16 protein-coding genes are annotated in these 17,507 nt (G+C 72.5%); 9 read left to right on the forward strand and 7 right to left on the reverse strand.

Annotated elements, in window-relative coordinates:
• The first annotated feature begins 391 nt into the window (after positions 1-391).
• The gene (locus ACWEGE_RS02155; protein WP_449658614.1) at positions 392-1,882 is read left to right on the forward strand and encodes a right-handed parallel beta-helix repeat-containing protein; all 1,491 of its coding nucleotides are present in this window, start codon (positions 392-394) and stop codon (positions 1,880-1,882) included.
• Positions 1,883-1,924: 42 nt separating this feature from the next.
• Here ACWEGE_RS02155 and ACWEGE_RS02160 read toward each other — a convergent pair whose 3' ends face one another.
• Positions 1,925-2,419: a hypothetical protein gene (locus ACWEGE_RS02160; protein ID WP_449658615.1), complete on the reverse strand. Its 495-nt coding sequence runs from the start codon at positions 2,417-2,419 to the stop codon at positions 1,925-1,927.
• Between the two features lie 16 nt (positions 2,420-2,435).
• Positions 2,436-3,851 (reverse strand): amidohydrolase family protein, encoded by a 1,416-nt coding sequence (locus ACWEGE_RS02165; protein WP_449658616.1) that lies wholly within the window; start codon positions 3,849-3,851, stop codon positions 2,436-2,438.
• A gap of 126 nt (positions 3,852-3,977) precedes the next feature.
• On the opposite strand from ACWEGE_RS02165, the gene ACWEGE_RS02170 reads away from it, so the two are divergent.
• From ACWEGE_RS02170 to ACWEGE_RS02190, 5 genes are all read left to right on the forward strand, one after another.
• Complete coding sequence (locus ACWEGE_RS02170; protein ID WP_449658617.1) at positions 3,978-4,787, forward strand: IclR family transcriptional regulator domain-containing protein; 810 nt, start codon at positions 3,978-3,980, stop codon at positions 4,785-4,787.
• 67 nt (positions 4,788-4,854) lie between these two features.
• Entirely contained in the window at positions 4,855-6,012 is a 1,158-nt protein-coding gene (locus ACWEGE_RS02175; RefSeq protein ID WP_449658618.1) for a CaiB/BaiF CoA transferase family protein, read from the forward strand.
• Positions 6,005-6,799, forward strand: coding sequence for a citryl-CoA lyase (locus ACWEGE_RS02180; RefSeq protein WP_449658619.1), 795 nt, complete (start codon positions 6,005-6,007; stop codon positions 6,797-6,799). Before ACWEGE_RS02175 ends, ACWEGE_RS02180 begins: the two co-directional genes overlap by 8 nt.
• Before the next feature lie 11 nt (positions 6,800-6,810).
• Positions 6,811-7,671: a dioxygenase family protein gene (locus ACWEGE_RS02185; RefSeq protein ID WP_449658620.1), complete on the forward strand. Its 861-nt coding sequence runs from the start codon at positions 6,811-6,813 to the stop codon at positions 7,669-7,671.
• A 6-nt stretch (positions 7,672-7,677) separates the two neighbouring features.
• A complete protein-coding gene (locus ACWEGE_RS02190) occupies positions 7,678-8,613 on the forward strand; it encodes a quinone oxidoreductase family protein (RefSeq protein ID WP_449658621.1) in 936 nt (311 codons plus the stop codon).
• A gap of 10 nt (positions 8,614-8,623) precedes the next feature.
• Here ACWEGE_RS02190 and ACWEGE_RS02195 read toward each other — a convergent pair whose 3' ends face one another.
• From ACWEGE_RS02195 to ACWEGE_RS02210, 4 genes are all read right to left on the reverse strand, one after another.
• Entirely contained in the window at positions 8,624-8,779 is a 156-nt protein-coding gene (locus ACWEGE_RS02195) for a hypothetical protein (protein WP_449658622.1), read from the reverse strand.
• 136 nt (positions 8,780-8,915) lie between these two features.
• On the reverse strand, positions 8,916-9,677 hold the full coding sequence (locus tag ACWEGE_RS02200) for a hypothetical protein (RefSeq protein ID WP_449658623.1): 762 nt from the start codon (positions 9,675-9,677) through the stop codon (positions 8,916-8,918).
• Between the two features lie 57 nt (positions 9,678-9,734).
• Positions 9,735-10,268 (reverse strand): carboxymuconolactone decarboxylase family protein, encoded by a 534-nt coding sequence (locus ACWEGE_RS02205; RefSeq protein WP_449658624.1) that lies wholly within the window; start codon positions 10,266-10,268, stop codon positions 9,735-9,737.
• A 103-nt stretch (positions 10,269-10,371) separates the two neighbouring features.
• Positions 10,372-12,114, reverse strand: a complete 1,743-nt coding sequence (locus ACWEGE_RS02210) for a glycosyl hydrolase family 18 protein (protein WP_449658625.1) — start codon at positions 12,112-12,114, stop codon at positions 10,372-10,374.
• Positions 12,115-12,373: 259 nt separating this feature from the next.
• Between ACWEGE_RS02210 and ACWEGE_RS02215 the strand changes: the two genes are divergently transcribed.
• Genes ACWEGE_RS02215 through ACWEGE_RS02225 form a run of 3 tightly spaced genes read left to right on the forward strand, consistent with a single transcriptional unit; the run spans position 12,374 to position 16,306 of the window.
• Positions 12,374-14,956: an FtsX-like permease family protein gene (locus tag ACWEGE_RS02215; protein WP_449658626.1), complete on the forward strand. Its 2,583-nt coding sequence runs from the start codon at positions 12,374-12,376 to the stop codon at positions 14,954-14,956.
• Positions 14,949-15,641 (forward strand): ABC transporter ATP-binding protein, encoded by a 693-nt coding sequence (locus ACWEGE_RS02220; RefSeq protein ID WP_449658627.1) that lies wholly within the window; start codon positions 14,949-14,951, stop codon positions 15,639-15,641. The genes ACWEGE_RS02215 and ACWEGE_RS02220 overlap by 8 nt, the downstream gene beginning before the upstream one ends.
• Positions 15,638-16,306 (forward strand): ABC transporter ATP-binding protein, encoded by a 669-nt coding sequence (locus tag ACWEGE_RS02225; RefSeq protein ID WP_449658628.1) that lies wholly within the window; start codon positions 15,638-15,640, stop codon positions 16,304-16,306. Before ACWEGE_RS02220 ends, ACWEGE_RS02225 begins: the two co-directional genes overlap by 4 nt.
• On the opposite strand, the gene ACWEGE_RS02230 is transcribed toward ACWEGE_RS02225, so the two are convergent.
• Positions 16,287-17,483 (reverse strand): FAD-dependent monooxygenase, encoded by a 1,197-nt coding sequence (locus ACWEGE_RS02230; protein WP_449658629.1) that lies wholly within the window; start codon positions 17,481-17,483, stop codon positions 16,287-16,289. The genes ACWEGE_RS02225 and ACWEGE_RS02230 overlap by 20 nt on opposite strands.
• Positions 17,484-17,507 lie beyond the last annotated feature (24 nt).

Genomic DNA, 17,507 nt, shown 5'->3' on the forward strand with positions numbered 1-17,507 from the left:
GGTCGGAATGAGTGCCGCGAAATCACTCGCTCAGGTAGTTCTCCGTTTAACGGAGAAAACTCCGGTCCGGCCGGCGGGGCACCCGGCCGGCGGACCGCCGCCCTCCCCCGGCCGCCCGCACCCGCGCTCGGCCGCCCGGCTGACCGGACCCCGGCAGGTGGCCCACCCGCGACGCGCCGGGGACGAACCTCCGCAACCCCGCCCCGGCGGGGAATTTCGGCCGCGAACCGCCACCACACCACGATAACAGAACCGTTCACAGATTGTTCCCACGGTATTCAGAGTCGTGGAGTAATCACTGTTTTTTTCGTTACCTGGTACACCCGAAAAGCACATTAATGGACTCGATCGGACCAAGCCGTTGCGCGGTTAATTGCGTAGGTTGCACGACATGTCGCCGATCAGAGCCATTCTGGCCGCCGTTCTGCTGGCCGCGTTCGTCGTCCCGCTCGGCCCCGCGGTGGCCGCGGCCGCGGTGACACCCGGACCGGTGTGCGACCACCAGCCCCTGGCCAACACGACGGCGCCGGCGGGTGCGGTCACCGTCGACGCCGCGGTGCCCGGCGACCTGTACCGCAAGTCCCAGGAGTCGCCGCCGGGGACGACGTTCTGGCTGCCGCCGGGCACGCACCTGCTGGCCGCGGACCCGTTCGGCCAGGTCATCCCCAAGGACGGCGACGTCTACCTCGGCGCTCCCGGCGCGGTGCTGGACGGGCAGGGCATCAACCGCGCGGCCTTCACCCAGCTGGCGAAGGACGTCGTGATCCGCGGGCTCACCATTCAGAACTTCGTCGCCCCGCAGGACCAGGGCGTGGTGAACCACGATTCCGGCGAGCACTGGATCATCGAAAACACCACCGTGCAGAACAACAAAGGCGCGGGAATCATGGCCGGTGCGCGCCAGGAGGTGCGCCACAGCTGCCTGCGCAACAACGGCCAGTACGGCATGAACGCCTACCGGTCGGACAGCACGATCACCGCGTTGATCATCGAGGGCAACGAAATCTCGGGGAACAACACCGACGACTGGGAAACGCGCAGCCCCGGCTGCGGGTGCAGCGGCGGGATCAAGTTCTGGGTGGTCGACAAGGCCGACGTCCGCGGGAACTGGATCCACCACAACCACGGCGCCGGGCTCTGGGCCGACACCGACAACAACGACTTCCTGGTCGAGAACAACCTCATCGAGGACAACGACGCGGAGGCGCTGTTCTACGAAATCAGCTACAACCTCGTGTTCCGCGACAACGTCCTGCGCCGCAACGCCCTGGTCTCGGGCAAGCGCCGCGCCGACAAGGGCGACAACTTCCCGGTGGCGAGCGTCTACCTCTCCGAGTCGGGCGGCGAGCCGCGGGTGCCGGCCCGCACGCACCTGGTCGACATCTACGACAACACCTTCGAGGACAACTGGTCCGGCATCACCGCCTGGGAGAACGCCGACCGGTTCTGCAACAGCCCGGCCAACACCTCGATCAACACCTGCACCAAGCTCGTCACCGACCGCACGCGGTGTTCGGCGCCCGGGATCGCCTCCCCGCCGCTGTACGACGACTGCCGCTGGAAGACCCAGCTGGTCGAGGTGCACGACAACACCTTCCGCTTCGACCCGGCCCGCGTCGGCTGCACCAACGGCTCCTGCGGCAAGATGGCGCTGCTGTCCAACTGGGGGACCTACCCGTCCTGGTCGCCGTACCAGGGCAAGGTCATCCAGGACGCCATCACGCACGACCAGGGCAACTACTGGTTCAGCAACTCCTACTACGGGCCCTGGAAGTTCGTCGCGGGCGACACCTCCCGGATCCTGACGGCCGACCAGTGGCAGTCGACCCCCTGGGACCAGGACAACTGCGCCTCCTTCGACGACGTGATGCCGCACTGCTGAGTTGTGCCGCACCGCTGAGTCGTGCCGCACCGCGGAGCGCGTTCAGTGCGCGGACAGCAACCCCAGCACCGCGGCGGACTTCGCTTCGTCGAGGAACCGCAGGCCCATGAAGTTGTCACCGGGGGTGAAGCCGGGCAGCGCCCAGATCGCGGCGTAGGGCAGCCCGACGCGCCGGTAGCGGCGCAGGCTGTAGACGTTGCTGAACAGGCACTTCCCCGGGTCCGGGCGCCACAGCCGGCGCGCGAAGGCGGGGTTGCGGAACCCGTGCCCGACCTCGGCCGTGGCCTGGACGTGCTTGCGGCCGGTGAAGAGCACGACGTCGCCGGTGGTCACGGTGTCCATCCGGCGGTCGTACTTGTCCTTGGCGCCCCAGAACCGGGCCCGCCCGCCCGGGTGCAGCTCGTTCAGGCGGGCCAGGTCCGCGGGCTCGAGCAGGTCGGCCAGCTCGCGGAAGGACACGGTCCGGTCGAGGGATTCCGCGCCGTAGCGGCGGGCGTCGGCGGTGCCGTAGGCGGGCTGCACGAAGACCTGGACCACGGACGGGAACGGTAGCTCAGCCGCCGTGGGTGCGGTCGCTCTGGTAGTCCGTGTAGGTGTAGGGGTTGTCGAGGATCTTGGTCTCCGGGACGTCCGGGTTCATCCCCTGCCGCCACGCCTCCTCCCCCAGCTGCGCGCGCAGGTGCTCGACCGTCTCCTCGACGCGCCGGCGGACCGCGGGCAGGTCGATGCCGGCCAGCTTGCCGTCGCGCTTGACCACCCGGCCGCCGACCAGCACGGTGTGGACGTCGGCGCGCTGGGCCTGGAACGCCACGTGCCCATACGGGTTGAGCAGCGGGAACGACACCGGGGAATCGTCGTTCTTCAGCAGCACGACGTCGGCCTTCTTGCCGACCTCGAGGCTGCCCAGGTCCGGTCGGCCCAGCGCCGCGGCGCCGCCGCGGGTGGCCCACTCCACGACCTGTTCCGCGCGCAGGGCCGCGTGGGTCACCGTCTCGCCCTTGGCGTGCGCCTCCAGGTGCTCGCGGGAGCGGTCGGCGCCCAGCGTGGCGCGCATGGCCGAGAAGAGGTCGCCGCTCCACCACACCGAGGTGTCCATCGACAGCGACACCGGGATGCCGTACTGGCGCAGCGCCCAGGTGGGCGGGTAGCCCTGGCCTGCGCTCTGCTCGCTTTCGGTCGAGACCGACACCGACCCGCCGGTGGCGGCGATGCGGTGGTAGGAGTCGGCCGACAGCGACGCGCCGTGGACGTAGACGGTCTCGGGGGTCATGAACCCGTTGTCGTACATCAGCCGGATGCCGTCGTCGCCGGTCGCGCCCCAGACGCCGGCGTGCGTGGTCACCGGCACGCCGAGGTCGCGGGCCACCTCGAAGGCCGGCTTCTCGGGGAACGCCGGGTCGCCGGTGACGTCGAAGGCGAGCTGGAAGCCTTCGAGGCCATCCGCGCGCCGCGCGACGAAGTCGCGGAACTCCGGCGTGGCCGTCCAGTTCGCCGGGGCGTCCTGGATGTTGCCGTAGGCCAGCACGAACCGGCCGGGGACGGCTTCGAGCGCGTCGGCGGCCGCGTCGGCGTGCTGGGTGGTCTGCAGGCCGTGGGACCAGTCGACGGTGGTCGTGACGCCGGCTTCCAGTGCTTCCCACGCGCCGAGCAGGTTGCCCGCGTAGATGTCCTCGGGGCGGAACACCTTGCCCCATTCGAGGTAGTACCAGACGAAGTACTGGGTCAGCGTCCAGTCGGCGCCGTACCCGCGCATGGCGGTCTGCCACAGGTGCCGGTGCGTGTCGATCATCCCGGGCAGGACGATGCCGCCGGAGGCGTCGATCTCGGTCGTGCCCGGCGGGACGTCCAGCGCGGGCCCGATCGCGGCGATCCGGTCGCCCTCGACCAGGACGTCTTCGCCGGGCAGGACGCGGCGCGCGTCGTCGAGGGTGAGCACCGTGCCACCCCGCAGGACGATCGATCCGGACATGGCTGCCTCCGTCTGCGTACACTCGTCCGCTCTACGGACAATCCGTGGGCGCAGTCACCTTTGCCCAGTGCCGCGCCGGTGTCAATCCCCACGGCTACGCTGCCAGTGACTGCAGAGGGAGGTCGCATGCCACGCGAGGGAACCGGTCCCGATTTCATCGAGGCACTGGCGCGCGGGCTCGAGGTGATCACGGCGTTCGGCCCGCAGCGGCCGGAGATGACGCTCGCCGAAGTCGCCACGGCGACCGGGCTGGCCCGGCCGACCGCCCGCCGGATCCTGCTCACCCTCGAAGAGCTCGGCTACGTCCGCACCGACGGGCGCGGCTACGCGCTGACCCCGCGGGTGCTCGACCTCGGTGTCGCCTACGTGCGCTCGATGGGCTTGTGGGACGTCGCCCGGCCGCACCTGGAACGGCTGGTCGCGCGCACGAACGAGTCGTGTTCGATCGCCCAGCTCGACGGTTCGGACATCGTCTACGTCGCCCGGGTCTCGGTGCCGAAGATCGTCGGACTGAGCGTGCAGATCGGCACCCGCTTCCCGGCGCTGCCGACGTCGCTGGGCAAGGTCCAGCTGGCGGCGTTGCCGCCGGAGGAACTCGAGGCGGTGCTGGCGCAGCCGACGCGGTCGGGCCTGGTGCCGCGCTGGCAGCCGGACCGCGCCGAGCGCGACGCCGAGCTGCGCGAGGTCCGCGCCCGCGGCTGGGCGCTCACCGACGAGCAGCTCGCGCTGGGCATCCGGTCGGTGGCGGCGCCGCTGCGTGACGGGTCCGGACGGGTGATCGCCGGCGTCAACGTCAACTGCCACGCCGCCGAGACGCCGGTGGAGAAACTGCTCGACCACCACCTGCCACTGCTGCTGCAGGCCGCCGGGGAGATCAGCGCGGACTTCGCCCGGCTGGACAGCGTCCCGCACGTCACCGTCCCCGCGGTCCCTTGACCGCCGCCCCGCTCGGGAGCAGACTGCGGACACAAGTCCGTCAGACGGACACGAGTGGAGGCATGGCGTGGATTCACCCCCCGGTCCGCTGTCCGGGCTGCTGGTCGCGGACTTCTCCCGGGTGCTCGCCGGCCCGTACGCCACGATGCTGCTGGCCGACCTGGGCGCCGACGTCGTCAAGGTCGAGGGCCCGCAGGGTGACGAGACGCGCACGTGGATGCCGCCGGTGCGCGGGGACGTCTCGACCTACTACCTCGGCGTGAACCGCGGCAAGCGGTCCATCGCGCTGGACCTGCGCGACGAGGCCGACGCCGTCGTCGCCCGCGAGCTGGCGGCCCGCGCGGACGTGCTGATCGAGAACTTCAAGCCGGGCGGCCTCGCCAAGTACGGCCTGGACTACGACGCGGTCGCCCGGGCCAACCCCGGCAGCGTCTACGCCTCGATCAGCGGCTTCGGGGCCGGCGAAGGCGCGCACGTGCCCGGCTACGACCTGATGGTGCAGGCGATCTCGGGCCTGATGAGCCTGACCGGCGCCCCGGACGGCCCGCCGTACCGGGCCGGGATCTCGGTGTTCGACGTCATGGCGGGCAACCACGCGGTGATCGGCATCCTGGCCGCGCTGCGCCACCGCGACGCGACCGGCGAAGGGCAGCACGTCGAGGTCAACCTGCTGTCCTCGGCGCTGACCGGGCTGGTCAACCACAGCTCGGCCTTCGCCGCCGGCGGCGTGGTGCCCTACCGGATGGGCAACGCCCACCCCAGCGTGTTCCCGTACGAGCCGCTGCCGACCGCCGACGCCGACCTGATCGTCGCCGCGGCCAACGACGGGCAGTTCCGCCGGCTGTGCGAGGTCCTCGACCTGCCCGGCGTCCCGGACGACCCGCGGTTCGCCCGCAACGCCGATCGCACGAAGAACCGCGAAGAGCTCCGGCCGATCCTGGTGGAGCGGCTGGCGAAGCGCGGCGCGGTGGACTGGTTCGACGCGCTGACGAAGGTCGGCGTCCCGTGTGGACCGATCAACACGATCGACGGCGGCTTCGCGATGGCCGAACGCTTCGGGCTGGACCCGGTCGTCGAGGTCGGCGAGGGTGACCGCGCGGTCCCGACCACCCGCCACCCCATCCGGTTCTCCGCGACCCCGGCCGGCTACCGGCTGCCGCCGCCGGAGCTCGACGAGCACGGCGCGGAACTGCGGGCCTGGCTGACGGAGGCCGCCGATGGCTGACCCGGTCTACGAAACCGCCCTCGGTGCGTCCACAAGGGACAAGATCACGCTGCTCGGGCAGGACCTCGCCGAGGACGTGATGGGGAAGGTGGGGTTCGGCGAACTCGCCTTCTGGCTGGCGACGCAGCGACGTCCGTCCACAGGGGAAACCAGGGTCTTCGAGGCGGTGCTGGCCGCGCTGGCCGACCACGGCTTCACCCCGACCGCGATCGTCACGCGCCTGACGTACCTGTCCGCACCGGATTCGGTCCAGGGTGCGCTGGCGGCGGGCCTGCTGGGCGGCGGGTCGCGGTTCCTCGGCGTCACCGAGGACTGCGGCCGGTTCCTGCACGCCGTCCTCTCCACTGTGGACACCGTGCCGGCCGGCGAGGACGCCTGGGACGCGCTGGCGCTCGACACCGTCGAGAAGCGCCGGGCGGAGAAGAGGTTCGTCCCCGGGCTCGGGCACCACGTGCACAAGGACGGCGACCCGCGCACCCCGCGGCTGTTCGCGATCGCCGAGGAGGAGGGTCTGCGCGGCCCGCACCTGGAGCTGTTCGCCGCGATCGGCCGGGTGCACCCCCGGGTGCTCGGCAAGACGCTGCCGCTCAACGGCGCCGGCGTCTGCGGCGCCGCGCTCGCCGACCTCGGGCTGCCGCTGGAACTGCTGCGCGGGTTCGCGCTGCTGGCCCGGACCGCCGGGCTGATCGGCCAGCTCGCCGAGGAACTGCGCCACCCCGTGGCCAACGACGTCTTCCTGTCCGTCGACTTGAACAACCGGTCGGTCCCGCCGGATCCGCACGCGTGAGAGGAACGCCGATGCAGCTGGTCACCGAGGACAACATCACCGAGCTCGCCGCGCGGCGCTGGGCGAGCGCGCACGACCCGCGGACGGCGGAGGTGATGGCCGCGCTCGTGCGCCACCTGCACGCCTTCGCCCGCGAAGTGCGGCTGAGCGAGCCCGAATGGATGGCCGCGATGCGGTGGCTGACCGAGACCGGGCAGATCAGCAACGAGAAGCGGGAGGAGTTCATCCTCGCCTCCGACGTGCTCGGCCTGAGCATGCTGGTGGTGCAGATGAACCACGCCTTCGACGCGAAGGCGACCCCGGCCACCGTGCTCGGCCCGTTCCACATCGACGGCTCGCCGGAGAAGGAGTTCGGCGGGGACATGTCCGACGGCCTGCCCGGCACGCCGCTCTACATCACCGGCACGGTCCGCGGCCTGGACGGCTTCCCCGTCGTCGGCGCGGTCCTGGACGTCTGGCAGGCCGACGAGGAAGGCGCGTACGAGTCGCAGCTCCCGGACATCGACGAGGCCCGGCTGCGCGCCAAGTACACCAGCCGCGCCGACGGCACCTACTGCGTGCGGACCATCGCGCCGAAGGGGTATTCGATCCCGATGGACGGCCCGGTCGGCGAGCTGATCCGCGGCACGGACATCAGCCACTTCCGGCCCGCCCACGTGCACTTCCTGATCAACGCCGCCGGGTACGAGCCGCTGATCACGCACCTGTTCCAGGAGGGCGCCCAGTACCTGGACAGCGACGTCGTGTTCGGGACGAAGCAGGAGCTGGTGGTCGCCTTCGAGCCGCGGGAGCCCGGGCCGACACCGGACGGCGGCGAATCGGCGCAGCCGTGGCTCGAGGCGCGGTACGACTTCGTCCTGCAGCCGGTGTGACCGCCGGTGCGCGCCGCTGAGATCCGCACGGCCGGACAGCCCCCGGAGGTGATGGACCGGGCCGAGCCGGCACCCGGGCCCGGCACGGTCGCCGTGCGGGTGACGGCGGCGCCGATCACCCCGCTCGACCTGCTGTGCGCGTCCGGTGCGTCCTACTTCGGGGTGCCGGCCACGCCCTACGTGCCGGGCGTCCAGGGGGTGGGGATTTCGGACGGGACACCGGTCTGGTTCGCCACGACGGCGGGCATGCGCCCCGGCGACGGCAGCATGGCCGAGTACGCCGTGGCCGCGCCGGCCGACGTCGTCGCCCTGCCGGAGGGCGCCGACCACGAGCTCGTCGCGGCGCTCGGACTCTCGGCGGTGGCGGCGTGGATGTGCTTGACGGGCAAGGGAGAACTCGCCGCGGGTGAGACGGTGCTGGTGCTCGGCGCGGGCGGGGTGGTCGGGCAGTCGGCCGTCCAGCTGGCGCGGGTGGCCGGGGCCGGGCGGATGATCGCGTGTGCGCGCTCGGACGCCGCGCTGGAGCGGGCTCGCTCGCTGGGGGCGGACGACACGGTCCGGCTCGAGGACGGCGAATCCGTCGACGAGCTGGCGCGGCGGCTTTCCGCGGTGGCCGGTCCGGTCGACCTGGTGCTGGACCCGGTGTGCGGGCTCCCCGCCGCGGCGGCGCTGCGGACCCTGCGCCCGGGCGGGCGGCTGGTCAACCTCGGCAGCGCGGCCGGCGAGGTCTGCCCGGTCCCGTCGGCCGTGCTGCGCAGCCGGTCGCTGCGGATCCTCGGCTACACGAACAACGAGCTCACCGACGGCGAACGCCGCGAAGCGCTGCTCACGGTGGTGGACCAGGCGATGAAGGGTGCGTTGACGGTCGGGTACGAGCGAGTCCCGCTGGACGACGCGGCCCGGGCGTGGCGCCGCCCGGGCCGCGTGGTTCTGGTGCCGTGAAGCAGATCGGTCACTGACCCCCAGGACCGGGTTTCGGCACGTCGCCGATGTAGGGACCGCTTCCCACCCCGCCGACCGGGTTCGGATCGCTCGACGCGGACGCCGCGGGGGCGAGCACGGCGAGCGCGGCCGCGGTGAGCAGAGCGGCAGCCAAAGCACGTTTCATCGTTGAGCTCCTTCGCGTTCCCCCGCATTCTGCGGGATCCGGCTTCCAAACCGCTTCCGTTCCCCGGAATCCCCCGCCGGCCCGGCTGTCGCCGCGCGGATCGGCCGCACGGTGGCGGTGCGGGTGCGGTGAGCGATCACGGCCCGCCCGTCGGGGCCAGGTTCTGGCAGAGAGCGGTGGGGAACTTCGGTTCGGCGGCCAGGATCTGGGCGCAGCCGCCGCCGTTGGCGGAGGCGAAGCTCGCCCAGCCGGTGCCGGCCCAGCGGTAGGCGACCCGGTTCGGCGGCTCGCCGTTGTGCCGCTGCAGGTCGTGGATCAGCCAGTTCTGGTCGCACGCCCGGGTGGTGCCGGGGAACTCGGCCTCCGCGCTGAACTCCAGCGGCCCGATCCACGCCGGGTTGCAGTGGTCGGCCGGCGGGTCGCAGACGACGACCTGGTCGCACTTCTTCCAGCCGCCGGACCGCAGGCCCCAGGGCTCCGTGGAGTTGACGATCACCATCCGCTTGCCGATCGGGGCGGCCGTCCGGAACGGGAAGTCCGCCGGGACCTCCGTGCAGTCCGGATCGGGCCGGACCCGGAACAGGACACCGGCGTCGATGCGGTTGTCGGCCTCGGTGACCTGGGTGCGCGGTGCTTCGGCGCAGGTGGGCAGGTTGACGTGCAGCACGGCGCTGTGGTCGTCCGGGCCGAGCCGGACGTCGGCGATCCAGGCGGCCCGTTCCGCCGGCGGGGCCGGCGGCAGGACCGTGGTGGTCGCCGCCGTGGTGCTCGCCGGCGTGGTTTCCGGCGCGGCGGTGCTCTGGTACGGGATGTTCAGCGCCAGCAGCAGCCAGAACGCGAACCCGCCCACGGCGAGCGCCCCGGACATCCACAGCGCGGGCTTGACGAATCGCGACATCGAAGTTTCCCCCCATCAATGTTCGAGGCGGGAGCCTATCCGACGTCGCGAGCCGCCTCAGCGGCCGTAACCCTCCGCGGCCAGCACCTTGCCCATCATTTCGTAGGCGGCCGGGTCGTCCGGGGCCACCGTGGCGAGGCCGTCGACGTAGCGGTTGTACATGCAGAACGCCGCGGCGATGAGGACCGTGTCGTGCAGTTCGAGGTCGGTGGCGCCTTCCGCGCGGGCCGCGGCGATCAGCTCGGGCGTCACGGCACGGCCGGTCTCGCGGGTGGCGAGGGCGATCCGCAGCAGGGCCTTGAGCTTTTCCCCCACCGGCGCGTCGTCGACCCCCGCGCAGGCGGCGTCGACCACCGCCCGGCCGCCGTCGAGGGTCTCGGCCGCGGCGGCGGCGTGGCTGCCGTGGCAGAAGCGGCACTCGTTGCCGTTCGACACCACCGCCGCGATCAGCTCGCGCTCGCCGACGGTCAGGCTGCTCGGGCCGCGCAGCAGGGTCTGCGCCAGCGCGTTGAGCGGAACGGCGGTCTCGGGCCGGTAGGCCATCAGCGACCGGATGCCGGGCAGCTGCGGGTCGAGCGGGATGTGCGGCATCGGGTCCTCCTGGCGGTCCGCGAAAGATCGTCCCGCGCAGTCTTTCGGGTGGCGGCGGCCCGGCCAACCTCCGTGTTGCCCAACCGGGCCGCCGCCGAACGAGCTAGCCGATCGCGAAGTCGTCCGCGTAGACGGCACTTTGGCCGTACCAGCCGTGGACGTAGACCGTCACCGCGCCCGAAGCGCCGGTCGTGAACGGCACCGACAGCCGTGTCCAGCCGCTGCCGGAGGTCCACGCGCTCGCCGTGGCCCCGCCCCGGACACCGACGTAGGCGTAGCTGCCCTGGACCCACGCCGTCAGCGTGTAGGCGTGGTTCGGGGCCAGCGTCACGCTCTGCGCCGCCTCGCCGGTGGCCGACGCCGAGGGCGTCACCTGCAGGGCGTGGGTGCCCGAGTGCGCCGGCGACCCGACGACCGTGTCGCCCGGGGCGGTCCACGGGCTCAGCGCACCGGTCTCGAAGCCGCCGTTGACCACGCCGCCAGCGGGCGGGGTGCCCTTCACCGTCAGGGTGAAGGTGGTGCTGTGGCTGCCGGAGGCGCCGGCGCCGGTCACGGTCAGCGGGTAGGCCCCGGGGACCGCGGCCGCGGTGGTGCTCACCGAGAGCGTTGCGCTGCCGCCCGCGGTCACCGAGCCCGGGCTGACCGTCGCGGTGACACCGGCGGGCGCGCCGGTGACCGAGAGCGCGACCTGCTGGGCGGAGCCGGAGGTGACGGCGGTGGTCACCGTCGCCGACGTCGACCCGCCCGGGTCCACCGCGGCCGACGCCGGGTTCGCGGCGAGGGAGAAGTCGTTGCCGGGCACGGAGGTGCCGCCGCTGAAGGGCTCGAACGCGTGACTGAAGAACCAGGTGTCCTGGGCGATGCCGGAGCAGTTGTCGGCCGCGGCGCCGCCGGGGCAGCTGCCGTTGTCGCGTTGCAGTGCCCAGAACGACAGCGTGTTGATGCCCTTCGAGACGGCCCAGTTGTAGACGGTGGCGGCGTCGGCGGTGGTGAACGTCTCGGCCGGGCCGAAGTCGTCGACGCCGATCATCTCGGTGACCCCGACCGTCGCCCACAGCTGCGCCTGCGTCTTGCCCGGGTAGAGCGCGCCCAGCTGCGAGACCAGGCCGGTGGCGGCGGTCTGGGTGTCGGTGGCCATCTGGTGGGCGGCGTTGTCGTAGTAGTCGAAGGTCATCAGGTTGACGACGTCGACGCGGGTGCCGTTGGCGACGGCGTTGCGCAGCACGTTCAGGCCGCTGTCGGCGAGGCCGCGGGTGGTCGTGGGCAGGGTGTAGGAGATCTGCAGGGAACGCCCGGAGGCCGCGGCCCAGTCCTGGACCTTCTTGAGGGCCTTGTTGCGGCGGTCGATCCCGGCGGAGTTGGTCAGCGAGTTGTCCTCGATGTCCATGTCGAGCCGGGGCACGTCGTAGGTGGTGATCACCGCCTCGTAGGCGGCGGCGATGGCGTCGACGCTGGTGCAGCTGTCGGCGATCTCGGTGCCGGTGTTGTCGGCGGTGTAGCCGCCGAAGGACGGGATGACGTCGCCGCCGCGGGAGCGGATGGTGGTGATGTCGGCCCCGAAGGTGCCGGTGGCGATCGGCATCCCGGTGTCGCCGTTCCAGTACACCGTGCAGGAGCCCTTGGTGGCGGCCTGGATGAACGCCATGGTGAGGTGCTTGGCGCCGGACTGCTGCGCCAGCGCGGCGGGGCTTTCGCCGGTCCAGGCCTCGAAGTAGGGCGCGAAGACGTGCGCGGGCAGCGGCGTGGCGGCCTGGGCGGGCCCGGCCACGGCGACCAGGGAGCCGGCCGAGAACGCCGCCAGGGCAAGGGAAACGGACAATCGGGAGAAAGGTCTGCGTCGACGCATCTGCGCTCCTGGACGGGCGGGGAGCCGTGCGGCGGCGTGGCACGGCGGGAACGCTTTCAGGATTGGATCAGACCAATCGGTACGTCAAGGTCTAGACCACTAAACAGGCCGGACGGCGGTACCGGTTGCTCGGGCGGCGCCCCCGGGCGCGAACACACCTGGTGAGCAACGATCGTGACAAAAACGTTCCAACTCGGCGAGGTGGCCGGTAGCGTCCTGGTCCATGCGGGTGATCTGGGGGAAGAATGGACAACGCAGAGTGACCAAGCCGTGGCGGGCGGCGCCGAAGGCCGCCCTCTCCAGCCCGCTGACGCTGATCGTGGCGGCCGTGACCTCCCTGCTGGCGTGTTTCCTCGGCACCGCCGCGGTGCTGCAGGCGTCCGCGGCCGGCGGCGCGGCCGTGCGCTACCAGACGGGCATCACCTGCCCGGACAGCTACGGCCCGATGTTCGGCAAGGGCAACATGCCGGTCGAGGACATCCCGGCGGTGACCGGCGCGATCGAGCGCCACGCCGCCGCGCACGGGTTCGGCGCGCCCGTCGTCGGCCAGTTCACGAACGTGCTGCGCGGCACCGAGTTCAACGGCGACCCGCACTACAAGATCCGGCTCGGCTACCGCGACCAGGTGGGCCTGGACAACCTGACGCTGCAGCAGGGCACGCGCGCGCCGGGGCTGTGGCTGGGCAACGTGGTGGCCGACGCCGAGCACATCGGCGTCGGCACGAAGCCGAGCCTACAGGGCGTGCCGCTGCCGCCGGTCACCGGCATCTACCGCGACCTGCTCGACCCGCCGCCGCGGTGGTGGTGCTCCCAGCAGTCCGGGGCCGTCGTCGACCGGCTGGTCAACGACCCGATCGATTCCATCGCCTTCGCCACCGACCGCAGGACCTTCGACGACGCGGTCAAGGCGATCGGCCTGCCGACGATGCAGTACTTCCACGTCTCCTTCTACGAGCCGGCGCCGGCGACGCTGAGCGCGGCGGAGGACCTGCTGCAACGCTCGAAGGACCTGGTCGCCGACGTCCGCGCCGACCTGACCGCCCAGGGGCTCGGCTCGCTGATCGCCGCCGACGTGCCGACGTTCGAGCGTTCGGTGCAGATCTCCCGCCAGGCGCAGGACAACGTGTTCGTCTCGATCCTGCCGCTGGCGCTGATCAGCGTCCTGGTCGGCTGCGCCGGCCTCGGCACCGTGGCGCTGCAGTGGTACCAGCGGCGGCACGCGCAGCTGCGGCTGCTGTCCGCGCGCGGGAGCGGGCCCGCGGCGCTCGGCGGGCTCGCCGTCGCCGAGCTGGGCCTGCCGATCCTGTTCGGCGGGGCGGCGGGTGCGGTCGCGGCGCGGCTGCTGCTCGGTGTCTACGGCCCGCCCGGCAGCCCGGACCCGGCGGCCGAGCTGCGGGCGGCCGGCGTCGCGGCCGGGACGCTGGTCGTGTCGCTGGTGCTGCTGGCGCTGATCGTCGCGGTCCGGGTGCACCGGGAGTTCGAGCTGGGCCGGGTGCGCCGCGGCGGCAGGCGGGTGCGGCTGCTGGCGTACTTCCCGTGGGAGCTGGCCACCGCCGGCATGGCGTGGCTGGGCTGGACCCGGCTGGCGCACTACGGCACGGCCTCGCGGCTGGGCAACCCCCTGCCCCAGGTGGACCCGCTGGCCCTGACCTACCCGGTGTTCGTGGTGCTCACGGTGGGGCTGCTGACCGCGCGGCTGGCGTGGCTGGCGCTGCACGCCTCCCACCGGGCGCGGTTCTGGTCGCGCCCGGCGCTGCAGCTGGCGATCCGGCGGCTGGCCGGGGCCCGGGCCCCGGTGACCGGGGTGCTGGTCATCGGCACCCTCGCCATCGGCACGCTGGCCACCGGCATCGGCATCGCCAACGGCCAGGAAGAGGCGCTCGACACCAAGTCGGCGATCTTCGTCGGCAGCAACGCCCGCGTCGACACCGACAGCCCGATCGGCATGGGCCAGGTCGCGGTGCCCGGGTCCCTGGCGGGGAACAGCACGGTGGTCGGCGAGCTGACCGGGACCGGCAGCGTGGTGCTGGTGGTCGACCCGGCGACGTTCGCCCGCGGCGCCGCGGTCGACGCCGTCCCCGGCGACGACCTGGCCGGGCTGCTGGCGCGGATCTCGCGGCCGGACCCGCGCGGCACGCCGGTGATCCGGGTCGGGCACACGGCCAAGCAGAGCGCCAAGCTGCCGGACGACCTGCCGGACGCGGTGGTCGCCGGCGACCTGCCGGTGTTCCCGATGATCGGCACCTCCCCCGGGTACGTCGTCTCCCGCACGGTGCTCAGCCACGGGCAGCTGGACGGCGTGCCGCGGTGGAGCGTGCTGACGCACGCGCCGCTGGCGGAGGCGACCACCGCGCTGCGGGCGGCCGGGGTGTACATCCCGAACCGGATCAGCCGCGAGTCCGCTTTGGACGGTCTGCCGTTCTTCGTGGTGTCGTGGACGTTCTCGTTCGTGGCGCTGCTGGGCGCGGTGCTCGGGGTGGTGGCGGTGCTCGCGCTGCTGGTCGCGGTCGAGGTCCGGCGGCGGCAGAACGCCCTGGCCGGAGCGCTGGTGCTGCGGATGGGCATGCGGCCGCGGACGCTGCTGGCCAGCCACCTGATGGAGCTGGGGGCGCTGAGCGGGCTGGCGATCGTCGTCGGCGTGGTGTGCGGGGTGTCGGTGGCGGGCCTGTCGGTCCCCCGGTTCGACCCGGCGACGTTCCTCGCGCCGCGCTCGGAGCTGCCGGATCCGCTGCCGTTCGTGCTGACCGTCGTCGTGATCGGCGTGGCCGTGGTCGCGCTGGCCGGCTGGATCGCGGTGCGCTCGGTGCGCACCGCCCGGACCGCGGAGCTGATCCGTGCCTGAAAAACCGATCTTCTCCCTGCGCGGCATCGGCGTCGACTACCCGACGCCCGCCGGGATCGTCACCGGCGTCGACGACGTCAGCCTCGACGTGCCCGCGCGCGGGATGACCGTGCTCGCCGGGCCGTCCGGGTCCGGGAAGTCGACGCTGCTGCGGGTGCTGGGGCTGTTCGAGCACCCCGCGCGCGGCACGCTGACCTTCCAGGGCGCCGACGTCCGCAAGCTCAAGCACCGCGAGCGGCGGGCGCTGCGGCGCCACCACCTGGGACTGGTGTTCCAGAACCCGGCCGACAACCTGCTCGGCTACCTCAGCGTGGCCGAAAACCTGCACGCCGCGGCCGAGGCCGCCGGGACCGAGTGCAACGCCGAGGACATCCTCGGGCAGCTGGGCCTGCACGGCACCGGCGGCTGGAAGATCGCCGCGCTCTCGGGCGGGCAGCAGCAGCGGCTGGCCTTCGGGTGCGTGCTGGCCGCGCGCTCGACGGTGATCCTGGCCGACGAGCCGACGTCGCAGCTGGACGAGGCGTCGGCCGACCTGGTGCTGGACACCCTGCAGTACCTGGTGGACCAGGACTTCGCGGTCCTGGTCGCCTCGCACGACGAACGCCTCATCGACCTCGGCGCCCGGGTGGCCCGGCTGCACAAGGGCACGCTCGAGAGCATCGAAGAACGGGAGCTGCCGGCATGACCGTCGTGGAAGCCGTCGGCCTGCGCCGCAGTTTCGCCCACCCCAGCGGGGACATCGAGGTGCTGCGCGGGCTCGAACTGCGCGTGGGCGCCGGCGAGCTGGTGACGGTGTCGGGCCGGTCGGGGTCGGGCAAGAGCGCGCTGCTGGCGCTGCTGTGCGGGTTCGACTCCCCCGATTCCGGCTGCGTGCTGCTCGACGGCGTCCCGATCGGCGGCGCGCCGCCGTGGCACACGTGCGCGGTGCTGCCGCAGGCGCTCGGGCTGGCCAACGAGCTGACGATCGCCGAGAACGTCGCGCTGCCGCTGCGGTTGCGCTCGGACGTCCCGCGTCCGGCGCCGGAGGCGATCGCCGAGCGGGTCACCGGCCTGCTCGACGAGCTGGGCATCGGCGGGCTCGGCGACCGCTACCCCCTGGAGGTGTCGTTCGGGCAGCAGCAACGGGTGGCGCTGGCCCGTGCGGTCGCCGGCCGGCCGCGGGTGCTGCTCACCGACGAGCCGACCGCGCACCTGGACGCCGGTTCGACGCCCCGGGTGCTGCGGCTGCTGCGCCGGTGCGCCGATGACGGAGCCGCGGTGATCGTCGCGACGCACGACGAAGAGGTCCACCGCGTCGCCGACCGCCGCGTCCGCCTGCTCGACGGGGTGCTTACGGCGCTGCTGGACTGACCCGCGGCCCGGAGTCGGGGACCCCGGCGTAGTCCGGCAGCTCGACGCCGTTGATCGCGCGTTCGATCACCGGCATGAGCGCCTCCATGTCGGGTTCGGCGGCCTCGGCGCCGGCGTCGCGGCTCTGCACGTGGAGCCGGCCGATCTCCTGGTTGGCCTCGACGTACGGGCGCATCAGCGTCTCGTAGCGGGCGAACCCGGCCTCCGGGTCCCACCCGGCCGCGGCCAGCTCGCCGGCCAGCAGGTACGCACCGACCAGGGCCAGCCCGGTGCCGCCGCCGGACATCGGCGACGAGCAGCTCGCCGCGTCGCCGAGCAATCCGACCCGGCCTGCCGACCAGCGGTCCATGACGACCTGGGCGACCTGGTCGAGGTAGAAGTCCGGGGTGTCGTCGAGGTGGGCCAGGATTTCCCGGGTCCGCCAGCCCAGGCCGGCCATCCGCTCGCGCAGCAGGCTCTTCTGCGCCTCGAGGTCGCGGTGGTCGACGTCGAAGCCCTCGGCGGGGAAGGAGAGCATGGCCATCGCGCGGCCGGGGTCCTTGAGGGGCCGCAGGCCGGCGGAGCGGCCCTCGTGCTGGTAGTCGATCATCCAGCGGTCGATCCCGAATTCGTTGGGCACGCTGTAGAAGGCCAGCACCATCCCGAGGTGGCGGACGAACCGCTCGCGCGGGCCGAAGACCATCGCGCGCAGCGACGAGTGCAGCCCGTCGGCCCCGATCACCAGGTCGAACCGCCGCCGGTCACCGCCCGCGAAGGTGACGTCGACCCCGTCGGCGTCCTGGGTGAGCTCGGCGATCCGGTCGCCGAAGACGTACTCGACGCGATCGCGGGTGTCGTCGTAGATCAGCTGCGAGAGGTCCCCGCGCAGGATCTCGATGTCCGCGATGAACCCGTCGCCGTCGTTGTCCTCGGCGTTGAAGGTCTCCAGGACGTTGCCTTCGGCGTCCACCGTGTACGCACCGGCTGTCTCGGTGCGGGCCGCGCGCACGGCCGCGTCCAGCCCCATCCGTTTGATGGCTTCCTTGGCCACCCCGCGGGCGTCCACCGCCTGGCCGCCGGGGCGCAGCCCGGGTGCCCGTTCCACGACGGTCACCTCGGCGCCCCGCCGTCGCAGCCAGTGGGCCAGCGCGGGCCCCGCGACGCTCGCCCCGGCCACCAGCACCTTGTTCCCGCTCACGCGGTCCCCCCATCGTCGTTCCGG

Source organism: Amycolatopsis sp. NPDC004747 (genome assembly GCF_053601335.1).

Excerpts from the sequence above, each read along its gene's own strand:
- ACWEGE_RS02170 (WP_449658617.1), top strand. The coding sequence starts at position 3,978 with ATGCCACGCGAGGGAACCGGTCCCGATTTCATCGAGGCACTGGCGCGC.
- ACWEGE_RS02200 (WP_449658623.1), bottom strand. The coding sequence starts at position 9,677 with ATGTCGCGATTCGTCAAGCCCGCGCTGTGGATGTCCGGGGCGCTCGCC.
- ACWEGE_RS02180 (WP_449658619.1), top strand. The coding sequence starts at position 6,005 with ATGGCTGACCCGGTCTACGAAACCGCCCTCGGTGCGTCCACAAGGGAC.
- ACWEGE_RS02195 (WP_449658622.1), bottom strand. The coding sequence starts at position 8,779 with ATGAAACGTGCTTTGGCTGCCGCTCTGCTCACCGCGGCCGCGCTCGCC.
- ACWEGE_RS02210 (WP_449658625.1), bottom strand. The coding sequence starts at position 12,114 with ATGCGTCGACGCAGACCTTTCTCCCGATTGTCCGTTTCCCTTGCCCTG.
- ACWEGE_RS02165 (WP_449658616.1), bottom strand. The coding sequence starts at position 3,851 with ATGTCCGGATCGATCGTCCTGCGGGGTGGCACGGTGCTCACCCTCGAC.
- ACWEGE_RS02205 (WP_449658624.1), bottom strand. The coding sequence starts at position 10,268 with ATGCCGCACATCCCGCTCGACCCGCAGCTGCCCGGCATCCGGTCGCTG.
- ACWEGE_RS02155 (WP_449658614.1), top strand. The coding sequence starts at position 392 with ATGTCGCCGATCAGAGCCATTCTGGCCGCCGTTCTGCTGGCCGCGTTC.
- ACWEGE_RS02185 (WP_449658620.1), top strand. The coding sequence starts at position 6,811 with ATGCAGCTGGTCACCGAGGACAACATCACCGAGCTCGCCGCGCGGCGC.
- ACWEGE_RS02225 (WP_449658628.1), top strand. The coding sequence starts at position 15,638 with ATGACCGTCGTGGAAGCCGTCGGCCTGCGCCGCAGTTTCGCCCACCCC.